21 protein-coding genes are annotated in these 24,513 nt (G+C 63.3%); 13 read left to right on the top strand and 8 right to left on the bottom strand.

Annotated elements, in window-relative coordinates:
• Window positions 1-43: 43 nt before the first annotated feature.
• Window positions 44-1,561 carry a sulfatase gene (locus tag SJY18_RS07590; protein WP_396667115.1) on the top strand — a complete coding sequence of 506 codons (1,518 nt, stop codon included), beginning with the start codon at window positions 44-46 and terminating at the stop codon, window positions 1,559-1,561.
• Window positions 1,536-3,938, top strand: coding sequence for a family 78 glycoside hydrolase catalytic domain (locus tag SJY18_RS07585; protein WP_396667114.1), 2,403 nt, complete (start codon window positions 1,536-1,538; stop codon window positions 3,936-3,938). Before SJY18_RS07590 ends, SJY18_RS07585 begins: the two co-directional genes overlap by 26 nt.
• On the opposite strand, the gene SJY18_RS07580 is transcribed toward SJY18_RS07585, so the two are convergent.
• The gene (locus tag SJY18_RS07580; protein WP_337336458.1) at window positions 3,929-4,960 is read right to left on the bottom strand and encodes a LacI family DNA-binding transcriptional regulator; all 1,032 of its coding nucleotides are present in this window, start codon (window positions 4,958-4,960) and stop codon (window positions 3,929-3,931) included. The genes SJY18_RS07585 and SJY18_RS07580 overlap by 10 nt on opposite strands.
• A 165-nt stretch (window positions 4,961-5,125) precedes the next feature.
• Between SJY18_RS07580 and SJY18_RS07575 the strand changes: the two genes are divergently transcribed.
• Genes SJY18_RS07575 through SJY18_RS07565 form a run of 3 tightly spaced genes read left to right on the top strand, consistent with a single transcriptional unit; the run spans window position 5,126 to window position 7,767 of the window.
• The gene (locus SJY18_RS07575) at window positions 5,126-6,568 is read left to right on the top strand and encodes an arabinose isomerase (protein WP_396667113.1); all 1,443 of its coding nucleotides are present in this window, start codon (window positions 5,126-5,128) and stop codon (window positions 6,566-6,568) included.
• 3 nt (window positions 6,569-6,571) lie between these two features.
• Entirely contained in the window at window positions 6,572-6,715 is a 144-nt protein-coding gene (locus SJY18_RS07570; protein ID WP_396667112.1) for a hypothetical protein, read from the top strand.
• Window positions 6,712-7,767 carry a Gfo/Idh/MocA family protein gene (locus tag SJY18_RS07565; RefSeq protein WP_396667111.1) on the top strand — a complete coding sequence of 352 codons (1,056 nt, stop codon included), beginning with the start codon at window positions 6,712-6,714 and terminating at the stop codon, window positions 7,765-7,767. The genes SJY18_RS07570 and SJY18_RS07565 overlap by 4 nt, the downstream gene beginning before the upstream one ends.
• Window positions 7,768-7,788: 21 nt before the next feature.
• Here the strand turns inward: SJY18_RS07565 and SJY18_RS07560 are convergent, their stop codons facing one another.
• The 4 genes from SJY18_RS07560 to SJY18_RS07545 all read right to left on the bottom strand — a co-directional run bounded on the left by SJY18_RS07560 (window position 7,789) and on the right by SJY18_RS07545 (window position 12,898).
• The gene (locus SJY18_RS07560; protein ID WP_396667110.1) at window positions 7,789-9,219 is read right to left on the bottom strand and encodes a rhamnulokinase family protein; all 1,431 of its coding nucleotides are present in this window, start codon (window positions 9,217-9,219) and stop codon (window positions 7,789-7,791) included.
• Window positions 9,216-11,252 (bottom strand): bifunctional aldolase/short-chain dehydrogenase, encoded by a 2,037-nt coding sequence (locus tag SJY18_RS07555; RefSeq protein WP_396667109.1) that lies wholly within the window; start codon window positions 11,250-11,252, stop codon window positions 9,216-9,218. Before SJY18_RS07555 ends, SJY18_RS07560 begins: the two co-directional genes overlap by 4 nt.
• 84 nt (window positions 11,253-11,336) lie before the next feature.
• A complete protein-coding gene (rhaI, locus tag SJY18_RS07550) occupies window positions 11,337-12,503 on the bottom strand; it encodes an L-rhamnose isomerase (protein WP_337336452.1) in 1,167 nt (388 codons plus the stop codon).
• A complete protein-coding gene (locus SJY18_RS07545) occupies window positions 12,500-12,898 on the bottom strand; it encodes an L-rhamnose mutarotase (protein ID WP_396667108.1) in 399 nt (132 codons plus the stop codon). The genes rhaI and SJY18_RS07545 overlap by 4 nt, the downstream gene beginning before the upstream one ends.
• A 103-nt stretch (window positions 12,899-13,001) precedes the next feature.
• On the opposite strand from SJY18_RS07545, the gene SJY18_RS07540 reads away from it, so the two are divergent.
• The 4 genes from SJY18_RS07540 to SJY18_RS07525 are packed head-to-tail and all read left to right on the top strand — an operon-like array spanning window position 13,002 to window position 17,078.
• Window positions 13,002-14,009: a LacI family DNA-binding transcriptional regulator gene (locus SJY18_RS07540; RefSeq protein WP_396667107.1), complete on the top strand. Its 1,008-nt coding sequence runs from the start codon at window positions 13,002-13,004 to the stop codon at window positions 14,007-14,009.
• A gap of 29 nt (window positions 14,010-14,038) precedes the next feature.
• Complete coding sequence (locus tag SJY18_RS07535; RefSeq protein ID WP_396667106.1) at window positions 14,039-14,743, top strand: ThuA domain-containing protein; 705 nt, start codon at window positions 14,039-14,041, stop codon at window positions 14,741-14,743.
• Window positions 14,722-15,840 carry a Gfo/Idh/MocA family oxidoreductase gene (locus SJY18_RS07530; protein ID WP_337336448.1) on the top strand — a complete coding sequence of 373 codons (1,119 nt, stop codon included), beginning with the start codon at window positions 14,722-14,724 and terminating at the stop codon, window positions 15,838-15,840. The genes SJY18_RS07535 and SJY18_RS07530 overlap by 22 nt, the downstream gene beginning before the upstream one ends.
• A 2-nt stretch (window positions 15,841-15,842) precedes the next feature.
• The gene (locus SJY18_RS07525; RefSeq protein ID WP_396667105.1) at window positions 15,843-17,078 is read left to right on the top strand and encodes a D-arabinono-1,4-lactone oxidase; all 1,236 of its coding nucleotides are present in this window, start codon (window positions 15,843-15,845) and stop codon (window positions 17,076-17,078) included.
• Here SJY18_RS07525 and SJY18_RS07520 read toward each other — a convergent pair.
• From SJY18_RS07520 to SJY18_RS07510, 3 genes are read right to left on the bottom strand one after another with little or no spacing between them, the layout of a single operon-like run.
• A complete protein-coding gene (locus SJY18_RS07520; RefSeq protein ID WP_396668894.1) occupies window positions 17,075-18,418 on the bottom strand; it encodes an MFS transporter in 1,344 nt (447 codons plus the stop codon). The genes SJY18_RS07525 and SJY18_RS07520 overlap by 4 nt on opposite strands.
• Window positions 18,419-18,462: 44 nt before the next feature.
• The gene (locus SJY18_RS07515; protein WP_396667104.1) at window positions 18,463-18,918 is read right to left on the bottom strand and encodes a MarR family winged helix-turn-helix transcriptional regulator; all 456 of its coding nucleotides are present in this window, start codon (window positions 18,916-18,918) and stop codon (window positions 18,463-18,465) included.
• Window positions 18,919-18,958: 40 nt separating this feature from the next.
• On the bottom strand, window positions 18,959-20,581 hold the full coding sequence (locus SJY18_RS07510; protein ID WP_396667103.1) for a DHA2 family efflux MFS transporter permease subunit: 1,623 nt from the start codon (window positions 20,579-20,581) through the stop codon (window positions 18,959-18,961).
• 67 nt (window positions 20,582-20,648) lie between these two features.
• On the opposite strand from SJY18_RS07510, the gene SJY18_RS07505 reads away from it, so the two are divergent.
• From SJY18_RS07505 to SJY18_RS07490, 4 genes are read left to right on the top strand one after another with little or no spacing between them, the layout of a single operon-like run.
• Window positions 20,649-21,500, top strand: coding sequence for an alpha/beta hydrolase (locus tag SJY18_RS07505; protein WP_396667102.1), 852 nt, complete (start codon window positions 20,649-20,651; stop codon window positions 21,498-21,500).
• A 46-nt stretch (window positions 21,501-21,546) separates the two neighbouring features.
• Window positions 21,547-22,596, top strand: coding sequence for a biotin/lipoate A/B protein ligase family protein (locus tag SJY18_RS07500; protein ID WP_396667101.1), 1,050 nt, complete (start codon window positions 21,547-21,549; stop codon window positions 22,594-22,596).
• Window positions 22,575-23,546, top strand: a complete 972-nt coding sequence (locus tag SJY18_RS07495; protein ID WP_396667100.1) for a DNA-methyltransferase — start codon at window positions 22,575-22,577, stop codon at window positions 23,544-23,546. Before SJY18_RS07500 ends, SJY18_RS07495 begins: the two co-directional genes overlap by 22 nt.
• Window positions 23,507-24,493, top strand: a complete 987-nt coding sequence (locus SJY18_RS07490) for an LLM class F420-dependent oxidoreductase (RefSeq protein WP_396667099.1) — start codon at window positions 23,507-23,509, stop codon at window positions 24,491-24,493. Before SJY18_RS07495 ends, SJY18_RS07490 begins: the two co-directional genes overlap by 40 nt.
• Window positions 24,494-24,513: the final 20 nt, after the last annotated feature.

The raw sequence follows: 24,513 nt of genomic DNA, 5'->3' as shown, positions 1-24,513 counted from the left end.
CAGGCTCGTGCAAGCGCACCGTCTTTTTTGAAAGGTATCCACGATGACCGCGGATGACAGACCCAACATCATCTTCCTGATGACCGACCAACAGCGTTGGGACGCCCTTGGCGCACACAATCCCCTCATCAAGACCCCGAACCTCGATCGTTTGATCCAGAGCGGGATTCGCTTTCCGCAGGCAACGTGCCAAGCACCAATGTGTGTGCCCAGCCGTCACTCGCTCATGACGGGGATGTACCCGTCACAGAACGGTGTGCGCTCGAACGAAGCGGCTACTCCGGGCGACGACGCGATCGCGGCGCCGGTGATCGCTGAAGCTATGCGCGACGCCGGCTATTTGACCGCAGGGTTCGGCAAGACCCACTGGGGGCGCACCCCCGACACCCCCTCGACGCGGGGATTTGAGGTGCGGGTCGTTGGCACCCGAGACCTCGGGCTGGAGGTCGGCGCTGCCGGTTGGCAAGAAGAAGAAGATCCTGACGGTCGTGCCGCGTATTTGCAGATGACGCGCGACTACGGGCCAGGGGAGGAAGAGCCCGTGGGCTACTTTGGTGCCACCTCGCCTATTCCCATGCGCAATCATCCAGACGGTTGGATCGCGGAGAAGGCTCTTGAGTGGCTCGACGGACCGGATCTCGATACTGACAAGCCGCTCTTCTTCTATCTCAGTTTCGTCAAGCCGCACGCTGGGCACAACCCGTCCGCAGAGTTCGAGGATCTGTATGACATAGACGAGATTCCCGATCTGGAGGTCCCGCCCTGGGACGAATCGCGTTACGACCATATCCGCGTGCGGGACGAGAACTCTCCGTTCCTCGGGGCCCGCAGTAAACGATGGCGTGACGCGTGGCGTGCGATGCCCCTCCGCGAACGACGCCGGGCAACACTGCGCTACTGGGCGAACTGCAGTTGGTTGGATTCGCTTTTCGGTCAGGCGCTCGACAGGCTCGCAGCGCGTGGGCGGCTCGCCAACGCACTTGTTGTTTTTGCGAGCGACCACGGTGAACTGCTCGGCGAGCGTAACTTTCAGTTCTCCAAGTATTGCCTCTACGACAGCAGCGTGCGCGTGCCGCTGGTGCTGTCGGGCTCAGCGATCGCGCCGCACCTGCGCGGGACCATCGACGAGAGGCCCGCCGCATTGGTAGACGTGTATCCCACCATCACCGAAACCGCTGGATTCGACATCCATGCTCGCGCTGTCGGAACGTCGCTGTTAAAGCGGGCTCGCCGGTCCGGTTCGTTCGCCGAAATGCACGAGCCAGCGCCCGCGTGGATGTGGCGTACCCCTCGCTACAAGCTCATCATGTTCGTCGATCCGAAAAGGGCCGGCGCGCAAGGCGAGCTGTACGATCTCGAGGCCGACCCTCGCGAGTGGCGCAACGTATTCGAGGACCCGGCCCACTTGGCCGTGCGAGCGGAACTCATGGCGGAGCTCATTGCTCATACCGCGACGAGTTTCGCAACCTTCACCCATGGTGCGCCCGGCAGCCCGCCCGTCCTTGAGCAGTCGGGTGCTCCTGTAGACCCCCAGAATGACAGCGAGATCAGCCATGAGTGACGTCGAAACGCGACAGATCATCCGTCCCCAAGACAGCCCTCGCAGCATCCACGCACTTGTCGAAGGTGTTCAGATCGAGCCGCACGGCTATTCAGGCCTCGACGGACGGCCCGCCGGTGCCGTGCGCCGTGCTCTTGAGCCGACCTTTCCTGGCGCCTTTTGGCTTAAAGACGCGCGCCCCGACCAACACGTGGGGTTCGTCGCTGACGTGGTTGTGCCTGCGGACGGCACGTATCGACTTGCTGTGCAGGCATCAGGAGCATTCCGGCTTCGTATTGACGCCGAGACCATCGTTCACGGTCCGCTACGCTACGCGCCGGCGCTCCCGGAGTATCACGAACAACAGATCGATCTGCCTGCGGGGCGTCATCGGTTCGCGCTGCACGCGCAGGCCGAGCTTCTCACGACCCGCATGTCGGCCGCGCTGCCGCCTTTCGGCTGGGTGCGCCTGATAGCCAGCGATGACGTTGAGGTGCCACTCGTGTGGCGGGGCAGGGAGTTGGAGGAGTATCACGCCACAGGCTTGCGCGTCAGCCCGCTGCTCGGCTGGGTTGAGTGGCAGGCGGTTCCTTTCACCGGCGCCTGGTGGGATGACGACCTGCACGCCGGATGGTCAGAGCCGACGGTAGTCGATCTATCGGTGCTTGGATCCGAAGCCACACGCGCGGACATTGCTCTTCCCGCTTGGCGCTCGCGCCCTCTTACACCGCACGCATCAGGAACGTATCGCGACACGTACGTGGGGTACGAGTTTGATGACATCGCCACCCAGTTTCTGCTCGCGGACGACAATCCCGATCCGCTAGATGACTTAGACGGACAGTGGTTTCGCTACGACCTGGGGCGCGTTCGAGTGGGGTCAGTCGCATTGAAGGTCGCCTCCTCCGCGAGGGCGGAGGTCACGGTAGGTTTCGCCGAAAGACTGACACCCGACGGCCGCCCCTCGCCAGTCGTCGCGCTCTCTGCAGGCCCCACGCGCATGCTCCAACACTTCACCGTCGACTCGGGCGAGACCACTATTGAACCGTTGCAGTCCTTGGGTGGCCGATACGTCGAAGTAAGGGTGAGAGGTGGTCTCGATTGTGAAGTCACCGACGCCCGCTTCATCGAAAGAGATTTTCTCGGAGTACCCACCGGCCGATTCGAGTCCGGTGACCCACTCCTTGATCGCATTTGGATGACGGGGCTCGAGACACTGCGAGCAACCGCAGAAGATAGCCTGATCGACTCGGTCCGCGAGCGCGGCGAGTGGGTCGGTGACGTGGTCTCGAGTGCGCTGCATTTGCTGAGCGCGGGGTGGGGTGATGTGCGTCTCGTGCGTCGCGCACTGCTGCATTCTGCCGCGGGGGCTCGTGACGATGGCCTGGTCTCGGGGTGCGGACCAGGGGAAGTGCTGTATCTCGGGACGTACGCTGCCCAGTGGGTCACCGCCTGCATCAACGTGGCTCGGGTTGAAGGTGACCTCTCGATTCTTCGCGAACTCGAGGAGAGCGCGAAAGCGAACATCGGCGCTCTTCTCGCGTGCGTTGATGTCGACGGAAAACATCATCTTCCTTGGTCGTTCGTCGACTGGGGCTACGGCGTCCCGAAAGACCAACCGAACCTCGCCGTTATCGCTCATGTGCATCAGGCAGTGCGCAGCTGGCGGCGCTGGCTGGAACTGCTGGACAAGCCCGAGCAGGCGGCGCGATACGCGGCAGAAGAAGAGCGACTCGCGCAAGTGCTGACGCGATGGATGGTCAACCCGGCAAACCCCTACCACTCATGGACGCTCGGCGTGCACAGCGGCATCGTTGACCCGGAAGGCGCCGCGCAGTATATCCAGGAGCACGTCTCAAGGGCTTTTCCCTTCGACTCCAAAGCGGCCCGACTTCGAGATGGGACTCAGGTGCGCCCAGGTGCTGCCACGCCGTACTTCACGAACTACTCCTTCCCCATTTTGCTTGACACCGGCCGAGGCCAAGAAGTCGCAGATATGTGGCGCACGGGCTGGGGATGGATGCTGGACCGCGGTGCCACGACGTGGTGGGAGGTCTTCGACGAGCGCTGGAGCCAATGCCACTATTGGGGTGGCGCACCGACGTGGCAGATGTCGCGTTGGGGGCTCGGTCTGCACCTTGATATCGATGACCGCGGGCCCGTCGCGGACCTGAGGGTCAACGACCTTGGACGAGAAAGGATCTCAGGACTGGCGAATCTCGCCGGAGCCGCTACCGCAGAGGTCGAGTGGGAGAAGGCCGGAGATGAGTTCATTCGTTATCGGGTGAACCTGTCGGATGCCGCTCGTGTGCGTGTGCGCGGAGAGATTCACGAACTCTCCCGCGGCGGGCACGAATTCGAGCTCCGACGCCAGGGCGGCGGCGCGCTCTACCGATGAACACCCACGGACGTGGGCAACGACGTGTGGCGCACCACGAGCTCGGGCGAATAGACGCGTCGAGCATGCTCCTCTGCGGTGCCTGCTGCGATCTCGGAGACGGTGATGTCGACGGCGGCCTGCGCCATCAGCTCGACGGGCTGTCGCACGGTGGTCAACGGCACTTGAGCGGTGGCGGCGAACTCGATGTCATCGTGACCAATGAGGCTCAGGTCGTCGGGGATTCGGATTGCGCCTGCTCTGGTGATCTCATGCATCAAGCCGATGGCCAACAGGTCGTTGGCGGCGAAGATCCCATCCGGGCGTCGCTCGGGCGGGGTCTCGAGAATCCGTGCGCCCACGCGGCGACCCTCGTCAATGGTGAGGGTGACCGTGGAAAGGTAGTCCATCCGCACTCCGGGGGATTCGGCGACGGCGCGAGTCGCACCATCCACACGCCCGCGCACCTGATGCATCGGACCACCGGCCACGAGAATGCGGTTGCGTCCCTGTTCGATAAGGTGGCGCACGGCGAGGTAACCGCCACGTTCGGCGTCCGACTGAACGACGCTGAAGTTCGGTTCGGCTTCCGAAACGCCGAGCAGGACGATCGGGGTGCCCCCAGCTTGTATGGACCGCATACGAGGTGTCACTCCGTCGATCGGCGCAAGCATGATCCCGCCGACTCGCTGCGATTCGAACAGATCGAGATAGCGGGTTTCGCGCTCAGCTCGCTGCGAACTGCCTCCGAGAAGCACCGAGAAACCTGCCTTCTCAGCGGCGTCCTCTGCGACTTCGGCGAGCGTATTGAAGAACGAGTCGTAGCTACTGAGAACGAGCAAGCCGAGCGTCCTGCTGGCGCCCGACGAAAGTTGCCGCGCGTGACTGTTCGGCACGTAGTCGAGGTCTCGCATCGCCGTATGCACACGAGCGACAAGTTCGGGCTTCACGCTCGTGCGTCCATTGAGCACGTTCGACACAGTGCCGACCGATACGCCGGCGATGCGGGCAACGTCTCTGATGTGAACTCGCCCCCGCGACATCGACCACTACCTCCCGTGATGCCCGCTACTGCATCGCTCTACGCGGGCGCACCTAATTATGTCGCGTTCGACGGCGGCTGTGCGTCTCGACAGGCCCGCTTGGCTGCAGGTTAGACACCAGACAGAGCGACCCGCCCGGCCTCGTCTATAGGAAAGAAGGAATACATGTCTTCGACAACAACCCAAATGAGCACCTTGCTCCCTCCCGCCTCGCGCCGCAAGCCGCGGATCGGGCTGGTCGCTGGGGGACTCGGAACCTATTGGCCACAGTTCCCGAACTTGTTGCCGCAGCTGCAGGAATCTGCCCGGTATGTGTCAGAACGCTTCGCGGAGATGGACGCCGAAGTCACAGACGTGGGATTCATCTCGGACGCGCAGGAGGGTGCGACCGCAGCTGAAGCCCTTCGCAGGGCCGACTGCGACCTTATCGTGCTCTTCCTCACCACATATCTGACCAGTTCGATGGTGCTACCGATCGCGCAGCGCTCGGGCGCACCCGTGCTCGTCATCGACTTGCAGCCGACCGAGAAGATGGACCACGCCTCGTTCGACACCGGTAATTGGCTGGCATATTGCGGTCAGTGCCCGGTTCCCGAGGTGGGGAATGTTTTCATGCGCGCGGGCATCCCTTTCCGGTCTGTGTCGGGATACCTGCGCCAGGAGTCTGCGTGGCGGCGCATTGAGCAGTGGATCGCGGCTGCACATGTGCGCGCGGCGCTCAGGCACGCACGTCACGGCTTGATGGGACACGTGTACCCGGGAATGCTTGATGTCTCGACCGATCTGACCTTGCTTCCGGCGACCTTCGGATCCCACGTTGAGGTGCTTGAGTTTGACGACCTACGGGTGCGTGTTGACGCGGTCACCGAGCAAGAGGTAGCCGAGCGGATGGCGCTTGCTCGTAGCATCTTCACTCTCGACGAGACTGTGGTCGAAGAAGACTTCGCCTGGGGCGCGCGAGTGTCGGTGGGGCTGGACCGGCTAGTCGAAGACTTCGATCTTGACTCACTTGCTTACTACCATCGCGGGCTCGACGGCGAACAGCACGAGCGCCTTGGCGCGGGGATGATTCTCGGCGCGTCTCTTCTCACCGCCCGTGGCATCCCGACGACCGGAGAGTATGAACTACGGACGACGCTGGCGCAGCTTGCCACCCAGGTCGTCGGCGCGGGCGGGTCATTCTGTGAGATTCAGTCGCTGAACTTCGAAGACGATGTTGTCGAGATGGGCCATGACGGACCGGCGCACCTCGCGGTGTCGGCCCGTGATCCGCTTCTTCGCGGCCTCGGTGTTTACCACGGCAAGCGTGGATGGGGTGTCTCGGTGGAATTCGACGTGCAACATGGTCCGGTGACTCTTCTTGGCCTGGGTCAGGACCGCGATGGCTCGTTGTCGTTCATCGCCTCAGAGGGCAAAGTCGTTCCGGGCCCGCTGTTGGAGATCGGAAACACCACGAGTCGCGTGGACTTCGGTCGAGACCCGGGTGAGTGGGTCGATGCGTGGTCGGCGACCGGTGTCGGGCACCACTGGAGCCTGTCGACAGGACACCGCGCCGCGACATATCGTGCAGCGGCATCCGTTCTCGGGATCGACTTTCGGCTGGTCTGACTGATGTCAGTCACTGTTGTCGCCGTGCTCACTCCGAAACACGGCAACGGCCCGGCTCCGATCGAGGCCTTTCGCGAAGTGTCGCCACCCGTTCCGCTCGGTGATGCCACGAAGGGCATCATTCGAGACGGGATCGATCGGAGATGAGTCGACTTCCATCCCGTCTTCCTGACGCAAAGACCTTCTCACGTGACAGCGCTCCGTCGTTGCGATGGGGCGTGCTTGCTCCTGGCGGAATTGCCTCCGCGTTCGTCGAGGCGTTGCATCGCTTCACCGTCCAGAGGATGGTGGCCGTCGGCTCGCGTTCTTTTCAGCGGGCTCTGGAGTTCGCGGCACGCTTTGACATTCCACACGCGGCAAGGTCTTACGAGGAGCTGGTCTCGCGCGGCGACATCGACGTGGTGTACGTAGCTTCCCCGGCGTCAGAGCACGTGAGACTCGGGTTGCTGGCGATCGCGGCGGGCAAACACGTGCTCATCGAAAAGCCGCTCGCGACCAACGCCGAGGACGCGACAACTCTTCTCGCCGCTGCGCGCAAAGCGGGCGTGCTCGCAATGGAGGCGATGTGGACCCGCTATTTGCCGCAGTCAAGCGTCATCCGCGGCCTTGTCGCCGAGGGAGTGCTCGGCGATGTCGAGATGGTCCTCGCCGATCACGGACAGGCTGTCCCACGCGACCCTTCGCGCCGACTTTGGAGGCCCGAACTCGGCGGTGGTGCCCTCGGCGACATGGGCATCTATCCGATCGCGTTCGCTTCTGAAGTCTTGGGGGCCCCGACCGAGGTCGTGGCACAGGGTTTTCTGACTTCCACCGGAGTGGATGCGTATGCGACGCTTGCTTGCACCTACGAGGGCGCGCGGCGCTCGGTACTCAGCGCCGGAATGTTGACTCGTACACCGATCACCGCGGTCGTCGCCGGCAGCGAGGCCCGTGTCGAACTTTCCGCACCTTTCTTCGCGCCCAGCTCTTTCAGGCTCTTGGACACTGCCGTCTTCGGCAGCGAGTCACGTGCGTGGAGAGACCAGACCGGACTGGCCGGCTTCGACGGACTCTCCTGGGAGGCGACAGCATTGGCTCGCTTTGTAGATGAGGGGCGGGTGGAATCGCCGCTGCACACCCACGCGGAAACAGTTTCGATTCTGGAGACAATCGACGAGGCACGCCGACAGATCCACGCGGCAAGCAAGGTCTTCGACTGAAGCGTGCGAACTTTGTGAAAGCTAAGCGTCACCGCGCGGCTCGTAACGCACCGGCGAGAACTCGCTCGCTACCGCCGCGCGAAGTGTCTCGAGCGTTGCATCTGGGCCGAACCAGCCATGAGCGCGTGCCTGCACCAGAACGTTGCCAATTGCCGTCGCTTCGACAGGTCCTGCCAGAACCGGCATTCCCGCACGGTCGGCCGTCGTCTGACACAGCAGGCGGTTGAGTGAACCACCACCCACGATGTGCACGACGTCGATGGCGCGGTCGGTGAGCGCAGCTGCGGTGTGCACTGCGTCGGCGAAGGCCTTGGCGATGCTCTCGACGATCGTGCGGGTGAAGGCCTCGCGAGTTTTCGGCACTGTCTGGCCACCCTCGCGCAATAGCTCGGCGATACGTGCGGGCATGTCGCCGGGCGCAGCGAGCCGCGGATCGTTCGCGTCGAAAGTGGGCACGTCTGTGGTCGCGAATGAGGCAGCATCCAAGAGTTCAGGAAGGTGGATGCTGCTGCCGTCCTCCTGCTCCCAGGTGCGCACGGCTTCGCTCAAGAGCCAGAGACCGGTGACGTTGTGCAGAAATCGTACGCGGCCATCGACACCGCCCTCGTTGGTGAAATTGGCGGCGCGAGCGGCGTCACTGATGACCGGGTGATCTAATTCGACACCAACCAGCCCCCAGGTGCCGCAAGAGATATACGCGGCGTTGGGCGAGGTCATCGGCACGGCAACGATCGCCGAGGCAGTGTCGTGCGAGCCCACAGCGATGACCTCGAGTGGCGCGCCGACTCGCTCTTCGGCATCGCCGCGCAACCTGCCCACGCTCGCTCCCGGTTCGACGAGAGCGGGCAGCAGCTCGGCGGAGATGTTCAGCCGTTCGAGCAGATCAGCATCCCACTCGCCGATGCGAACATTCACGAGACCCGTCGTTGACGCATTGGTGCGTTCGGCGATCTGAGCACCAGTGAGCAGGTAGGCCACAAGATCAGGAATCAGCAATGCTCGGTCAGCGCCTGCAACTTTGCTATCCGCGGCGAACTGGTACAGCGTGTTGAACGGCAGAAACTGCAGTCCGTTGCGGCGGTAGAGGTCAGCGAACGGCAGCTCGTCGTGCACTCTTTCGACCCCGACCGCGGTGCGGTCGTCGCGATAGTGGAAAGGCTCGGTCACCATTTCGCCATCGCGGAGCAGGCCGTAATCGACCGCCCATGAATCGATGCCGATGCTGGCGATGCTCGGCTCGCGACGCAACGCCTCGGTGAGGCCTGCGACGATGTGCTCGTAAAGCGCAGTGAAATCCCAGTGCAGGCCGTCAGCGCGTTGCACCGGTCCATTCGGAAAACGTGCCACTTGTTCCAGTTCGAGCGCCCCCGCACTGACGCGACCGATCATCACGCGTCCGCTGGTCGCACCAAGATCGACGGCAGCGACCGCGCCCCCCGCTGTGTGTGTCATCGCAGGAATGCCGCCGCGACACCAGAGTCGACCGGAATGTGCAGACCGGTGGTGCGGCTGAGCTCCGGACCGGTTAGCACATAGACCGCGTCGGCGACGTTCTCAGGAACGACCTCGCGCTTGAGGATCGTGCGGTTCGCGTAGTACTGGCCGAGGTCTTCTTCTTTGACACCGTAGGTTGCAGCCCGGTTGGCGCCCCATCCGGCGGCGAAGATGCCCGAGCCGCGCACCACACCGTCGGGGTTGATGCCGTTCACACGCACACCGTGCTCACCCAGTTCGACGGCAAGCAGTCGCACCTGGTGAGCCTGGTCTGCCTTCGTCGCGGAGTACGCGATGTTGTTGGGGCCGGCGAACACTGAGTTCTTCGACGAGATGTAGATGACGTCCCCGCCCATTCCCTGTTCGACGAGCGACTTGGCGGCGGCCTTGGTTACGAGGAAGGAACCCTTCGCCATCACGTCGTGCTGCAGATCCCAATCCTTCTCCGTGGTTTCGAGCAGCGGCTTTGACAGGGACAGGCCCGCATTGTTGACGACGAGGTCGATACCGCCGAACGCAAGCAATGTCTCATCGATCGCGGACTGCACACCGTCGGCGTCGGCGACATTCGCGGCGACGCCGATGGCGACATCGGTGCTGCCGAGCTCAGCAGCAGCCGCACGAGCCTTTTCGAGGTCAAGGTCTGCAATAACAACGCAAGCCCCTTCTGCGGCAAGACGGGTCGCGATCGCCTTGCCGATGCCGGATGCAGCGCCGGTGACGAAAGCAATGCGTCCCTGGTGGGTTTTCGGCTTCGGTGCGCGCAGCAGCTTGGCCTCTTCGAGAGCCCAGTACTCGATGTTGAACTTCTCAGCGTCTGAGATCGGGGTATAGGTCGACAGCGCCTCGGCGCCGCGCATGACGTTGATCGCATTCAAGTAGAACTCGCCGGCGACGCGTGCGGTCTGCTTGTTTGCTCCATACGAAAACATCCCCACCCCGGGGACGAGCACGATCAGCGGGTCGGCGCCGCGGATCGCCGGGCTCGAGTCGGTGGCGTGCGCCTCGTAGTAGGCCGTGTAGTCGGCACGGTAGGCCTCGTGCAGTTCTCTCAGGCGCGCGACGGACTCCTCGACTGACGCGTGTGCTGGCAGGTCGAGCAGCATCGGCTTCACTTTGGTGCGCAAGAAGTGGTCGGGGCAACTCGTGCCGAGTTCGGCGAGCTCGGGCGCTTTGGCTGAGGCAAGAAACTCCAGCACGCGCTCGTCGTCGGTGAAGTGTCCGACCATCGGCTTGTCGCGGCTGGCGAGCCCGCGAATCGTCGCTGCAAGGGCAGCCGCCTTAGTCAGGCGCTCAGCATCAGCGAGCGCGCCAAAACCTTCGCGGGCTGCGCCGAAGGGGTGCGACTCGCCGTGACTGTCGATGTAGGTTTGCGCGGTCTTGATGATCCACAGCGAGTTCTGCTCAGACTCCGCTGAGGTGTCGCCCCACGCCGTAATGCCGTGCCCACCGAGAATGCACCCGATCGCCTGGGGATTCTTCGCCTTGATCTCAGCGATGTCGAGGCCGAGCTGAAAGCCAGGCCGACGCCACGGCACCCAGACGACCTTGTCGCCGAAGATCTTCGATGTCAGTGCTTCGCCGTCGGCGGCGGTTGCAATGGCGATGCCCGAGTCGGGGTGCAGGTGGTCAACGTGCGCGGCATCCACGAGGCCGTGCATCGCGGTGTCGATCGAGGGAGCTGCACCACCTTTCCCATGCAGGCAGTAGTCGAACGCCGCGACCATTTCATCTTCACGATCAAGCCCGGGGTACACCTTCACCAGTGCGCGCATGCGGTCGAGGCGCAGCACGGCGAGGCCCTTCTCCTGCAGGGTGCCGAGGTCTCCGCCGGAGCCCTTCACCCACATTAGTTCGACCGGCTCGCCCGTGACCGGGTCGACGTCGGTGCCCTTGGCGGAGGTGTTGCCGCCGGCGTAGTTCGTGTTCTTGGGGTCGGAGCCGAGGCTGTTGGAACGGGCGATCAGATCAGCAGCAGTGGGGTTCGTCATTGCGATTCCTTGGATTGGCGATTGAATTTGGGGCCGAGCGGCAGGTGCGGTGGCGGTGATGAGCGCGACGCGACGCGACGCGGGCTAGGCGCCCCAGCCCGCCTGTGTTCCGCCGACGCGGTCGGCAGCGATCTGCTGCTGGTAGCCCGATGCCGCATAGGCAGCCATCGGATCGGCGGCGAGCCCCCGAGACTCACGCCACTCGGCAAGAGCTGGGCGAACATCAGTGTAGAACGCGTCCATAAGCAGCGCGTTGGCTGCCAACACGTCGTTCGACTGCTGAGCGGCGTCGAGCGCCGTGCGATCGACGAGCAATGCGCGCGCCGTCATTTCTTGCACGTTCAGCACCGAGCGGATCTGGCCGGGGATCTTGTCTTCGACGTTGTGGCACTGGTCGAGCATGAATGCCACATCGGGGTTGTTGAGTCCACCGCCGCGCACGACCTCGAGAATGATGCGGAACAGCTGGAACGGGTCGGCCGCGCCGACGATGAGGTCATCGTCGGCGTAGAAGCGGGAGTTGAAGTCGAACGAACCGAGCTTGCCGAGGCGCAACAGTTGCATGACGATGAACTCGATGTTGGTGCCGGGGGCATGGTGGCCGGTGTCGAGGCAGACCGATGCCTTCTCGCCCAAGCTGGCAACGTGCGCGTACGACGTACCCCAGTCGGGAACATCCGTGTGGTAGAAGGACGGCTCGAAGAATTTGTATTCGAGCACGAGGCGCTGTTCGTCTCCGAGGCGCGCGTAGATTTGCTGCAACGAGTTCTGCAGTCGATCCTGACGTGAGCGCATGTCGTTCTGGCCGGGGTAGTTCGAACCCTCGGCCAACCAGATCTTCAGGTCGCGTGAGCCCGTCGCATCCATGATGTCGATGCACTCGAGGTGGTGATCGATCGCCTTCTGGCGAATGCGGGGGTCATGGTGCGTCAGCGCACCCCATTTGTAGTCCTCGTCCTGAAAGGTATTCGAGTTGACGGTGCCCAGCTGTACACCGAGGTCTTCGGCATAGCTGCGCAACGACGCGTAGTCGTCGACCTTGTCCCAAGGAATGTGCAGGGCAACGCTCGGCGCCAGCGCCGTGTATTTGTTCACCTGCGCTGCATCGGCGATCTTCTCGCGGGGGTCGCGCGGGGTTCCCTCCGTGGTCCACACGCGAAAGCGGGTGCCCGAGTTGCCGAATGCCCACGAGGGCAGCTCGATGCCCTGCTTTTCAAGGGTGGAAAGGATTTCAGGGGTGAGAATGCTCACGATGCATCGCTCTCTTTCGTGGCGGCGGTTAGTTGGGTGTCAAGATTGAAGACTTCGGTGAGAGGTTGCGCTGCCTGGTCAGGGCGGCCGTCGAGGGCGACGAAGAAGTGGCCCATTTGCGATTCCCATCGGGCGGCCACGGCTGAAGCGGCGAGATACGCCTGCGCGGCTGCATCGTCGTCGGTCTCGTAGTAGCCGATGAGTCGGCCAGACTCACCGACAAAGAGTGAATAGTTTCTTCGGCCGGATGCCGCGATCTCAGCGAGCATCTCGGGCCAGACCGGAGTATGGCGGGCGATGTATTCGTCAAGCAGTTCCGGCTTCACCTGTAATTCGAAGCAGTGCCGCGTTGCGCTCGATCGCGCGAAGTTCGACGGTGTGACGGGGCTCGTCATCGAGGCATCCTTAGCTGGGAGATAATGAATCGTTTCAAGGATACGTCACACCGGGATCGTTTGACAAGATGAAGATGCTCACCTCTTGATCAGGGAGAAAAACATGGCAGTCAGCGTCAAAGACGTCGCAGCGCTGGCACGCGTCTCGGTGGGAACGGTGTCGAACGTTCTCAATCAGCCTGACAAGGTGGCCCCGGCGACGGTCAGCCGGGTGCAGGCGGCGATTGACGAACTCGGTTTCGTGCGCAATGACGCCGCTCGACAACTGCGCGCCGGTCGCAGCCGCAGCATCGGCCTTGTTGTGCTCGACGTGCGCAACCCCTTCTTCACTGACATCGCGCGCGGTGCAGAACAGCGAGCGGCCGAGAACAATCTGTCGGTGCTGCTTGGCAACAGTGACGATGATGCTTCACGTGAGGCCAGCTACCTCGACCTGTTCGAGCAGCAGCGCGTTCACGGAGTGCTCATCAGCCCGGTGGACGACCCGACCGAGCGACTGGAACGCCTGCGCGAGCACGGCATCACCGCCGTGCTCGTCGACCGGCCCAGTGACGGCAGCGGCTTCTCATCGGTATCGGTAGACGACGTTTCGGGCGGCTACATGGCAGTGCGACACTTGCTCGACACCGGGCGACGACGGATCGCGTTCATCGGTGGTCCCGACAGCGTGCGTCAGGTGGCCGACCGACTCACCGGCGCAAAGCGGGCGATTGCGGAACAGCCCGATGCTTCTCTTGAACTGGTGCCCACCACGGCGCTCACCGTGCTCGCGGGGCGGGCGGCCGGCGAGTCTCTGCGCGAGCGTGCTTCAGATGAACGGCCCGATGCCGTCTTCGCCGCGAATGACCTTCTTGCCGTGGGCGTGCTGCAGGCGCTGGTCATGCTGGGTGAAGTCAGCGTTCCCGAAGACATTGCCATCATCGGATACGACGATATTGATTTCTCATCAGCAGCGGTCGTGCCGCTATCGTCGATTCGACAGCCAAGTGAGCTCATCGGCCTGCGAGCTGTCGAGCTGCTCATCGCCGAAGTCAGCGGCGCCGGCGTCACCGAGCAGATTGTCTTTCAGCCAGAACTCGTCGTGCGTGACTCCACACGGCCGCGAGCCTGAACCCTTCGATCGATCCGAGGTACCGCAACATGTCAACGCGCTCAGCACTTATCGTCCGTGGTGGATGGGAGGGACACCATCCCGTCGAAGCAACGAATCTTTTCATCCCGTTTCTCGAGAGCAATGGGTTTGAGGTCAGCATCGAAGACTCCACCGCCGTCTATGCCGATGACGAGGTGATGGCAGACACGGACCTTATTGTGCAGTCGGTCACGATGTCTGAGATCAGCGCAGACGAGTCCGCGGGTCTGCGCAAAGCCGTTGCTGCCGGCACCGGCATGGCCGGCTGGCATGGCGGCATCGCCGACTCGTTCCGAGCGGACACCGGCTATCTGCAGCTCATCGGAGGGCAGTTCGCCGCCCACCCGAGCAAGCACCCTGACGATGTCGTCGGCGGCTTAGAAGAAGATGCATATCTGCCGCACGTCATTGAGATCAGCGACCTCGGGCGTCAGCATCCGATCACCGCAGGCCTCGATGACTTCTCGCTCACCACCGAGCAGTACTGGGTGCTGAGCGACGACCTCAATGACGTGCTGGCGACCACCACCCACCCGGCGCAACCGTGGCAGGAGTGGCATCGCCCCCACGTGTCGCCGGCGGTGTGGACGCGACAGTGGGGTTCAGGTCGCATCATGGTGGCGACACCGGGCCACAACGTCGAGGTTCTCGAGAACCCGAACGTACGAACCATCATTGAACGGGGGATGCTGTGGGCCAGCCGCACCGCATAGGAATCATCGGACTAGGGGTCATCTCGGCTGCATATCTCGATACACTGCGTGATGCTCCGGCCATCGTGATCACCGCGGTCGCCGACCTCAACGAAGAGCGCGCCGCAGACGTGGCGGCGACGCTGCCGACGGCGACAGCGATGAAGGTCGCTGAACTGCTCGCCAGTGATCAGGTCGATACGGTGCTCAACTTGACGATCCCCGCCGCGCACGCCGAGATTGCGCTCGGCGCTATCGCAGCGGGCAAGAACGTCTTCACAGAGAAGCCTCTCGCCGTCACCATGGATGAAGCCCGCGCGATCATCGATGCCGCGCAGGCCGCCGGTGTGCATGTGGGATCGGCGCCCGACACCGTGCTCGGCACAGGAACCCAGACCGCGCGTGCGGCAATCGACGCCGGACTCATCGGTCGCCCGATGGCGGCAACCGCCACGATGGTCACGCCAGGTCACGAGGCATGGCATCCACATCCCGATTTCTACTACCTGCCCGGCGGCGGGCCGTTGCTTGATATGGGCCCCTACTATGTGGCGGCGCTCATTCACCTGCTGGGCCCCGTGCAATCGGTGATCGGTGCCGCGAGCAAGCTGCGTGATCAACGCACGATCGCCACCGGTCCCCGCGCCGGCGAGACTGTTGCCGTCTCGGTCTACACCCACGTCTCGGGAGTGCTGGAGCACCAGAGCGGAGTGCTCACGACGATTACGACCAGCTTCGATTCGCGCGCGACGACGGCCGCCCACCTCGAGGTGCACGGTGATGTCGTCTCTCTTGTGGCGCCCGACCCCAATCAGTTCTCAGGCGAAGTGCTCGTCAATGACCCCGAGACGCAACGGTGGAATCCGCTCGCCGCCTCGGCGGGCTACGTGGATGCGGCGCGCGGCGCCGGTCTGCTCGACTTCGTAGCCGCGATCGCCGAGGGGCGCGAGCCTCGCGCGAACGGCGCCGTTGCGCTGCATTCGCTCGACGTGATGACAGCGCTGCTGCGATCCGCTGATATTGGTGCGCGCGTCGAGGTGTCGTCGAGCGTCGAGCGACCAGAAGTTGTGCCGCTGACTGAGAAGTCGGAGTGGAGAGGCGACACCAGTAGCGTGTGAGCATGACACGCAACTGGGCGGGAACGCACGACTACGCCGCCGCTCACATCATCTCGACCTCAACCGAAGCTGAGGTGCGCCGGGTTTTGGCGGCGACGACAGGGCCGGTGCACGCCCTCGGCACCCGCCATTCCTTCACCGACCTACCCGACACCACGGGGACTCTGCTTGACCTGTCCGGGCTGAGCGGAGACTTCTCGCTGAGGGCCGGCGCCGTTCGTGTCGCTGCGGGGACCCGCTATGGTGTGCTCGCTTCCTGGCTCGATGAGCAGGGCTTGGCGCTGCACAACCTCGGTTCGCTGCCGCATATCTCAGTGGCTGGTGCAACAGCCACGGGAACGCACGGCTCAGGTGACGGCAACGGCGTTCTGACGACTGCTGTGCGCAGCATCCGTTTCATCACCTTCGACGGCGACGTGCGCGAAGTGCGTCGGGGTGAACCGGAGTTCGCAGCTCTTGCTGTCGGTGTCGGCGCGTTCGGAGTCGTCGTATCGCTGGAGCTCGAGACCCAGGCGAACTATCGCATGCGCCAAGACATCTACACCGGGGTCTCTTGGGGCGCCGCTCTCGACGCCCTCGACGACCTGACCGGCGCCGGCTACAGCGTTTCGGTGTTTACCCGGTGGCTCGGCAAGTCAGTCGGCGCGGTTTGGGTGAAGACTCGACTCGCCACCGACGGCGACCCTGTCGCGGGCGCTTTGCTCGACGGGGTGCTGGATGCTGAGGCTGCGCCACTCGGCGAGCTGGCCGACGTTACCGAGATCGGGGGCGTTCCAGGGCCATGGATGCTGCGTCTGCCCCACTTTCGGCTCGATGGCACTCCCTCGTTCGGCGATGAGATTCAGAGCGAGTACTTCGTCGCTCGCGAGGATGCTGCCGCGGCGCTCGCCGCAGTTCGTGAGCTAGGACCGCTCATCGAGCCGCTGCTGTTCGTGAGCGAACTGCGCACCATGTCGGCCGACGAGTTGTGGCTGAGCCCCGCGTTCGGCAGGGACAGCCTCGCGATTCATTTCACGTGGCGCAACGAGCCACGAGCCGTGCACGAAGTCTTGACGAAGATCGAAGCGGCGCTCGCTCCATTTGGCGCGCGCCCGCACTGGGGCAAACTGCACGGGCTCACTCGAGCAGATGTCGAAAGAGTGCATCCGCGCCTCGCTGACGCGCGCGCAGTCTTTCAGCGTTGCGATCCTGAAGAGCGTTTCGTCAACGATCATCTTGTTCGCGTCGGTGTGCGCTAGCTTCGCTCGCGCTCCGCGCGCAGGTCTGCTTCGGTGGGCAGGGGGATCGGTGTCGTCTGCGCCATCTGGTCGCTGAATTGCTCGGGAGTCACGACACTCAGCGGACGAGTCTCATCGATCGTGAGACGGAATCGCTTCTTGTCATGGCGGTGAAGCCTGCCCGACACCAGCAGCCAGGTCGCGCCGATCACGAAGGCGCCCAGCGCCGACCCTGCGCCCAGCAGGATGGCCATGCGGGGGCCGAAGGTGTCGGCGACCCAGCCCACGACCGGCGCGCCGACCGGCGTGCCACCCAGCAGGATGGCCATGTACAGCGCCAGCACCCGACCGCGAAGAGCAGGGTCGGTGGTGGTCTGCACATAGCCGTTCGCGGTGGTGAGCATGGTGACGACCGCGAAGCCGGTGAACATCAGCGTGACCGCATACAGCCAATACGAGGGCATGAAAGCTGACACGGTGGCGGCCGTCGCAAACAGCAGCGTCGCCCCGATCACCACTCTGATGCGTGCCTTGTCGCGGCGGGCCGCAAGAAGCGCGCCGAAGAGAGAGCCGATCGCGAGAATCGAGCTGAGCAGACCATAGCCGTCAGCGTCTTGGCCGAACTCGATCGCCATCGTCGACGCGAAGATCGGAAAGTTCATGCCGAAGGCGCCGATGAGAAACACCATCGAGAAGGTCACGATCAAGTCGGGACGATGTGCCACATAGCGAAAGCCGTCGGCTAGGCGCCCAGCGCCGTTGGCTCTCGAGCGTGGGATCAGCTCGTCGGAGCGAATCAACAGCAAGGCGCCGAGCATCGCGAGGAAGGTCACCGCATTGACCACAAACACCCAACCTGTGCCCACCGCGACGATGACGACACCCGCGACCGCCGGGCCGATCATGCGCGCGCCGTTGAATGAGGCAGCGTTGAGGGCTACCGCGTTCGATGCGTTCTCGCGCGTCACAAGATCCGACACGAACGCCTGACGCGCTGGGTTGTCGAACGCAGCAATGACGCCAAGACCGAGCGCGAACGCGTACATCATGGGCAAGGTCATCGCGTCGTTCAGCAGCAAGATGCCGATCGCGAGTCCGAGCAGCAGCAAGAGGCCTTGCGTCACGAACAGCAGATGGCGGCGGTCAAAGCGGTCAGCCACGAAGCCGGTGACGCCGACGAGCACGAGGGGTGGGGCGAACTGCAAGCCCATCGTTATGCCCATCGCGCCGGCATCGTTTGCAGTCAATTCAGTCAGCACTACCCAGCTGATCGCGGTCGCTTGCATCCATGCACCGGTATTCGATACCAGTGCGCCGATGAACCAGACGCGGTAGTTGAAGACGGAGAACGAGCGGAACATCGCCGGAGCCTTGCGGGGGATGACGCCGGTAGTCGGCGGGCGCGTCACCGATCCACCATCCGCTGCATCAGCACCGCGGCCGCGGCGAGCACATCGCGCTGGGTCGCGTCTAGATCATCGAGCGCCTCTTCGACCCAGGCATCTCGGCGGCGTGCGGTCTCTTTGACAACAGCACGGCCTTCATCAGTGAGCGAGATGACCACCTTGCGGCCGTCAGACTCGTCAGCGTTGCGTGAGAGGTACCCAGACGTCTCGAGGCAGTTCACTGTGCGATTCATTGCGGGTGGCGAGATTCGTTCGCGCTCGGCGAGCTCGCTGAGCGCGTGATCGCCAAAGGTCCACAAGACCGCCAGCACGGCAAACTGCCCGTCACTCATCGAGTCGACTGCCCGCTGGGTGCGCATGCGCCTTGCAAGTCGGAATGTCGCGATACGCAGGTTCGACGCTTCGGACGTGAGGTCGCCGGAGGCAGGGGCGTCAGGAGGAGATTCGTTTGTCATCGGTTTACTTAACATAGGTCATTACCCATGTTAAGTAAACTCACTCGTTGCTCTGGCTCTCGGTCGTCTCGGTGGTTTTCACCTCATCGTCTTCGGGGCGCTTGGTTGAACCGAGCGAGATTGTCGCTAGCAGGCCGACGGTGAGAAATCCGGCGGCGGTGAACGCGCTCAACTGGGTGCCCAAGGAAAATGCGGCTGCCGCATCTTCGCCGATCTCTTCGGTGTCAGGATCTTCTTCGAGACCGGCTATCGCTGCGCCAGCGCTTTCGACGACCGTAGATACCACCGCATCGCTCTGCTCGTTTGAGATGCCGCGATCGTCGAGCTTGGCCGCAAGCGAGTTCGCGGTGGTGGTGAACAGCACGGTACCCAAGATCGCGATGCCGAGCGCTGCGCCGACCTGGCGCGCGGTGGACTGTGTGCCCGAGCCCTGACCTGACAGTTCTAGAGGCACGTCTTGCAACACCACACCCGTGAGCTGTGCGGTCGCCAGCCCGACGCCGAAGCCATAGACGAAGAGCGCGGGCACAAGCCAGCCCCACGCGGCATCCGGTGCGACAATCAGCCCGATCCAGACAATGCCGAGGATCTCGGCGAGAATTCCGCCACGCACGACGATCACCGGGCGCACGCGTCCACTCAGCGCGCCGGCAAAGCCGCTCGCCACGAACGAGCCGCCGGCCAGCGCGAGCAGGATGAAGCCCGTCTGCAGCGCGTCGAAGCCGAGCACGAACTGCAGCCAAAGTGGCAGTGAGAGAATGATGCCGAACTCGCCAAGCGACACTACGAGGGCGGCTATATTCCCGTTTCGGAATGATCCGATCGAGAAGAGCGACAGTTCGAGGAGCGTCGAGCGGCCAGCGCGTGCTCGGCGCACCTCCCATGCGAGAAAGCCGACGAGCGAGAATGCTGCGATCGCGAACGCGATTGGCACCGGTGAGAGCTCGAACGGCCATTCCACATCGCCGAAGCTGATCGTTTCGCTGGTCGTCCACCAGCCGTAGGTGCGACCTTCGATAAGCCCGAACACGAGGGTTCCGAACAGCAGTACCGAGAGAGCTGCGCCAACGACGTCGAGTTTCACCTTGGTCGCCGAGCGCGACTCGATGACCGTGATCAGCACCCCGATGATGATCACGATTCCGAGCGGAATGTTGATGCCGAATGCCCACCGCCACGAGAAATAGGTCGTGAGCCAGCCGCCGAGCAGTGGCCCGACGGCAGCCATGCCGCCGATCGTCGAACCCCACACGGCAAAGGCGATGCCACGCTCTTTGCCTCTGAAGGTGGCGTTGATGAGTGAGAGTGTGGTGGGCAGAATCATCGCCCCGCCGACACCCTGGATCAGCCGCGCGAAGATCAGCAGCTCTCCCGTAGGGGCGAGGGCCGCCAGCACCGACGAAGCGGCAAAGATCACCACGCCGATGATCAGCATCCGTCTGCGCCCAATGCGATCGGCGAGGCTGCCGAACAAGAGAAGGAGCGCGGCGAACACGAGGGTGTAGGCCTCTTGCACCCACTGCACCTGTGTCGAGGTGATGTCGAGGTCTTCGACGATCGACGGGATCGCGACGTTCACGATCGTCGAATCAACGATGATCAGCGAAACGGCGATGCTGATGAAGACGAGGCCGTACCAGCGGCGAGGATTTGCGTGCGTCACAATTCGCTAGCTTATCTAGCAATATTTGCTCACGCTAGTCAGAGCAATGGTGTTTAGACTTCTCGTCATGCCTGAGTTCATTGATGCGCACGGCATCGCGATCGTTTACGACGTCTACCCCGCCGCGACCGAACCGCGCGCTGTTGTGCAGCTTCTTCATGGCGTCGGCGAGCATGCCGGGCGCTATCACGGGGTGATCAACGATCTCGTGGCCAACGGCTACACCGTGTATGTCAATGATCACCGCGGTCACGGGCGCACTGGCATGAAGCAGCATGGCGGCGATGCATCCAAGCTCGGCCGCCTCGGTGTCGGCGGACTGCCCGCGACACTCGCCAGTGTGTGGCAGTTCACTCAGCTCATTCGCGATGAGAACCCTTCGCTTCCGCTCGTGATCCTTGGTCACTCGTGGGGGTCGTTCATGGCGCAGATGCTCATCAATCAGCATCCGGAGGCATACGACGCTCTCGTGCTCAGTGGTTCTGCGCTGCGCACTCCCACCGCGCTCAACGGCGGCGACCTGAACGCTCGGTGGAAGGCCAGAGATGCCCTGGGCACCGAATGGCTGTCTGCCGACCTGCGTGTGGGCCAGGACTTCATCGACGACCCGCTCACCACCAGCACACCGCTGCTCAAACTGTTCGGTGTTGTGGATGCCGCCCGACTGTATGGGCGCCCGCGCAAAGACCTGGGATACGACATTCCCGCGCTGCTGATGGTGGGCCGCGAAGATTCGGTCGGCGGGCCCAAGAGCGTGCATAAACTCGCCGCGGAATACCGCGAACGTTCGGGACTCACTGACGTCACCACCCTGGTCTACCCCGATGCGCGCCACGAGATCTTCAATGACTTCGCCAAGGGAGACGTGAACGCTGACCTGATCGCGTGGCTCAACAAGCGATTCGTTTCACGCGACTGATGTCCGCGTAGCGGCTGAGCCGCCCGGGCATCGTTAAGCTGAATTCATGCACGGTGAATATAAAGTCCCGGGCGGCAAACTCGTCGTCGTCGATCTGGAAGTGCGCGACGGCCGCATCGTTGACTTTCGGCTGGCCGGCGACTTCTTTCTCGAACCCGATGACGCTCTTGCAGACATCGATGCTGCAGTCAGCGGGCTGAGCTCGGAATCCGACGTGACGACCATCGCGGCCGCGGTGCGTGCCGCCTTGCCCGAAGGGGCGCAACTGCTGGGCTTCACGCCCGAATCTGTGGGAACGGCGGTACGTCGCGCGCTGGTCACGGCGCCGGGCTGGAGCGACTTCGACTGGGAAGTTGTGCATGACAAGCCGGTATCGCCGCGAATGAACCTCGCGCTTGACGAGGTGCTCACCACTCGCGTGGGTGCGGGCCTGCGCAAACCAACGCTGCGCATCTGGGAATGGAACGAGAACGCGGTGGTGATCGGATCGTTCCAGTCGTTGCGCAACGAGGTCGACCCCGAAGGCGCAACGCGGCACGGATTCGATGTGGTTCGCCGCATCTCTGGCGGTGGGGCGATGCTCATGGCGGCAAACGCCATCGTCACCTACTCGCTGTATGTGCCCGCCGCCCTCGTACAGGGCCTGACCTTCGCCGACTCCTACGCCTTTCTCGACGACTGGGTGTTGCAAGCACTGCGATCGCTCGGCATCGAAGCCACATACCAGCCCCTCAACGACATCGCCTCGCCCCAGGGCAAGATCGGCGGTGCCGCGCAGAAACGCCTCGCCAACGGGGGAGTGCTGCACCACGCCACGCTCAGCTACGACATGGATGGTCAGATGATGACCGAAGTGCTGCGCATCGGTCGCGAGAAGCTGAGCGACAAGGGAACCACTTCAGCAGCGAAGCGGGTTGACCCGCTTCGCCGACAGAGTGGATTGCCGCGCGTCGCCATCATCGAGCGCTTCATCGAAACGTTCACTCGCCTCTATGCTGCTGCGCCGGGATCGATCACCGACGAGGAGTACGCCGAAGCCGAAGCGCTGGTTGAGTCGAAGTTCTCAACCGACGCATGGCTGCGACGGGTGCCGTGAGCGAGTCGACGTCACCCCCCGAGCGTGGCGCGGTCAAGATCTATCACGGTGAGAACCTCGCGGTGATCCGTGAGCTACCCGATGCAGCTTTCACGCTGATCTACCTCGACCCTCCGTTCAACACCGGCCGGCAGCAGTCGCGAGCGGTCGAGACGGCGCGCTCAGCCCTCGCGGCTGCCGAGCACACTCCGCCGCGAGACGAGCCCGCCATCGTGCGCAGAGGATTCCACGGTCGTGAGTACGAGCGACTGCGCGGCGACCTTCGCACCTACGACGACACCTTCGACGACTACTGGAGCTTTCTCGAGCCGCGCCTGATCGAAGCATGGCGGTTGCTCGCCGACGACGGCACCCTTTACGTGCACCTTGACTACCGCGAGGTGCATTACGCGAAGGTGATGCTCGACGCGCTCTTCGGCCGCGAGAGATTTCTCAACGAGCTCATTTGGGCGTACGACTACGGGGCGAAAACCCGCAAGCGCTGGCCAACGAAGCACGACACGATCTTGGTGTACGTCAAAGACCGGTCGCGCTACTGGTTCAATTCCGACGAAGTTGACCGCGAGCCGTATATGGCGCCTGGACTGGTCACGGCCGAGAAAGCGGCACGAGGAAAGCTCCCCACCGACGTGTGGTGGCACACCATCGTTCCCACCACTGGGCGTGAGAAAACCGGCTATCCAACGCAGAAACCCGAGGGTATCCTGCGGCGAATCGTGCAGGCATCGACCAGGCCCGGCGACAGCGTGCTCGACTTTTTCGCAGGTAGCGGTACGACCGGAGCGGTCGCGTCGGCGCTGGGGCGAGACGCCGTGCTCGTCGATGAGAACCCTGACGCGGTTGAGGTGATGCGTCGTCGAATGCCGCATGCAGTCGTCACAGATGAGAGCGCTCCCGATATGCTGGCGCGATGCGATTCGGAACCTTCATCCCCCAGGGCTGGCGCCTAGATCTCGTCGATATTGAACCTGCTGACCAATGGCGGGTTATGGCGACCGTCGCGGCTCGCGCCGATGAAGGACCATGGGAATCCCTCTGGGTCTACGACCATTTCCACACCGTTCCGGTAGCGACCGAGCAAGCCACGCACGAGGCGTGGACGCTGATGGCAGCATTCGCGGCGTCAACCCGACGCATCCGACTGGGGCAGATGTGCACCTGCATGGCGTATCGGAATCCCGCATACCTCGCGAAGGTTGCGGCAACCGTTGACATCATCTCGGGCGGCCGCACCGAGATGGGCATTGGTGCGGGGTGGTACGAGCACGAGTGGAAAGCCTACGGCTATGGATTTCCGCCGATTTCTGAACGGCTGGGGATGCTGCGCGAAGGCGTTGACATCATGTCGCAGGCGTGGGCAACAGGTCGGGCATCGCTCGATGGCAAGTACTACCAGGTGAAAGATGCAATCGTGCAGCCGACGCCGCTGCAGGCGAACGGTGTGCCTCTGTGGATCGCGGGCGGCGGCGAGAAAGTGACGCTCAAGATCGCCGCGCAGTACGCCCAGTACACGAACTTCACGGGCACGCTTGAGGAGTTCGATCACAAGAGCGAAGTTCTGCGCGGCCATTGTGAGGCGATCGGCCGGGACTTTTCGACGATCACGCGCTCCTCGAACTTCAACACCATCGTCGGCGCCACCGAGGCCGATGCGTTGGAACGTCTCGCCGCTGTGAAAGAACGCATGCTGCCGCACGTTGGCGAAGAGCGCGCGAACGACATCGAGCGTCAATACCTCGACTCCCCGGGATTCGGCGCGGTAGAGCAGGTCATCGAGCGTCTCGCCGAGCGAGAGCGCCGGGGCCTCGGCTATGCGATTCACTATTTTCCCGAAGCGGCCTACGACACCACTGGCATTCAGCTGTTCGAGCGCGAGGTCATCGGCGCGCTGGCGTGACGATGCCGCGGCGGTGAGCC

This window comes from Microbacterium sp. R86528, from assembly GCF_044596335.1.
GTDB lineage: Bacteria > Actinomycetota > Actinomycetes > Actinomycetales > Microbacteriaceae > Microbacterium > Microbacterium marmarense.
This window is presented reverse-complemented; position numbering and strand designations above follow the sequence as displayed.

Coding starts and splice junctions, on each gene's coding strand:
- SJY18_RS07590 (WP_396667115.1), top strand. CDS start 44: ATGACCGCGGATGACAGACCCAACATCATCTTCCTGATGACCGACCAA.
- SJY18_RS07585 (WP_396667114.1), top strand. CDS start 1,536: ATGACAGCGAGATCAGCCATGAGTGACGTCGAAACGCGACAGATCATC.
- SJY18_RS07580 (WP_337336458.1), bottom strand. CDS start 4,960: ATGTCGCGGGGGCGAGTTCACATCAGAGACGTTGCCCGCATCGCCGGC.
- SJY18_RS07575 (WP_396667113.1), top strand. CDS start 5,126: ATGTCTTCGACAACAACCCAAATGAGCACCTTGCTCCCTCCCGCCTCG.
- SJY18_RS07570 (WP_396667112.1), top strand. CDS start 6,572: ATGTCAGTCACTGTTGTCGCCGTGCTCACTCCGAAACACGGCAACGGC.
- SJY18_RS07565 (WP_396667111.1), top strand. CDS start 6,712: ATGAGTCGACTTCCATCCCGTCTTCCTGACGCAAAGACCTTCTCACGT.
- SJY18_RS07560 (WP_396667110.1), bottom strand. CDS start 9,219: ATGACACACACAGCGGGGGGCGCGGTCGCTGCCGTCGATCTTGGTGCG.
- SJY18_RS07555 (WP_396667109.1), bottom strand. CDS start 11,252: ATGACGAACCCCACTGCTGCTGATCTGATCGCCCGTTCCAACAGCCTC.
- SJY18_RS07545 (WP_396667108.1), bottom strand. CDS start 12,898: ATGACGAGCCCCGTCACACCGTCGAACTTCGCGCGATCGAGCGCAACG.
- SJY18_RS07540 (WP_396667107.1), top strand. CDS start 13,002: ATGGCAGTCAGCGTCAAAGACGTCGCAGCGCTGGCACGCGTCTCGGTG.
- SJY18_RS07535 (WP_396667106.1), top strand. CDS start 14,039: ATGTCAACGCGCTCAGCACTTATCGTCCGTGGTGGATGGGAGGGACAC.
- SJY18_RS07525 (WP_396667105.1), top strand. CDS start 15,843: ATGACACGCAACTGGGCGGGAACGCACGACTACGCCGCCGCTCACATC.
- SJY18_RS07520 (WP_396668894.1), bottom strand. CDS start 18,418: ATGTTCCGCTCGTTCTCCGTCTTCAACTACCGCGTCTGGTTCATCGGC.
- SJY18_RS07515 (WP_396667104.1), bottom strand. CDS start 18,918: ATGACAAACGAATCTCCTCCTGACGCCCCTGCCTCCGGCGACCTCACG.
- SJY18_RS07505 (WP_396667102.1), top strand. CDS start 20,649: ATGCCTGAGTTCATTGATGCGCACGGCATCGCGATCGTTTACGACGTC.
- SJY18_RS07500 (WP_396667101.1), top strand. CDS start 21,547: ATGCACGGTGAATATAAAGTCCCGGGCGGCAAACTCGTCGTCGTCGAT.
- SJY18_RS07495 (WP_396667100.1), top strand. CDS start 22,575: ATGGCTGCGACGGGTGCCGTGAGCGAGTCGACGTCACCCCCCGAGCGT.
- SJY18_RS07490 (WP_396667099.1), top strand. CDS start 23,507: ATGCGATTCGGAACCTTCATCCCCCAGGGCTGGCGCCTAGATCTCGTC.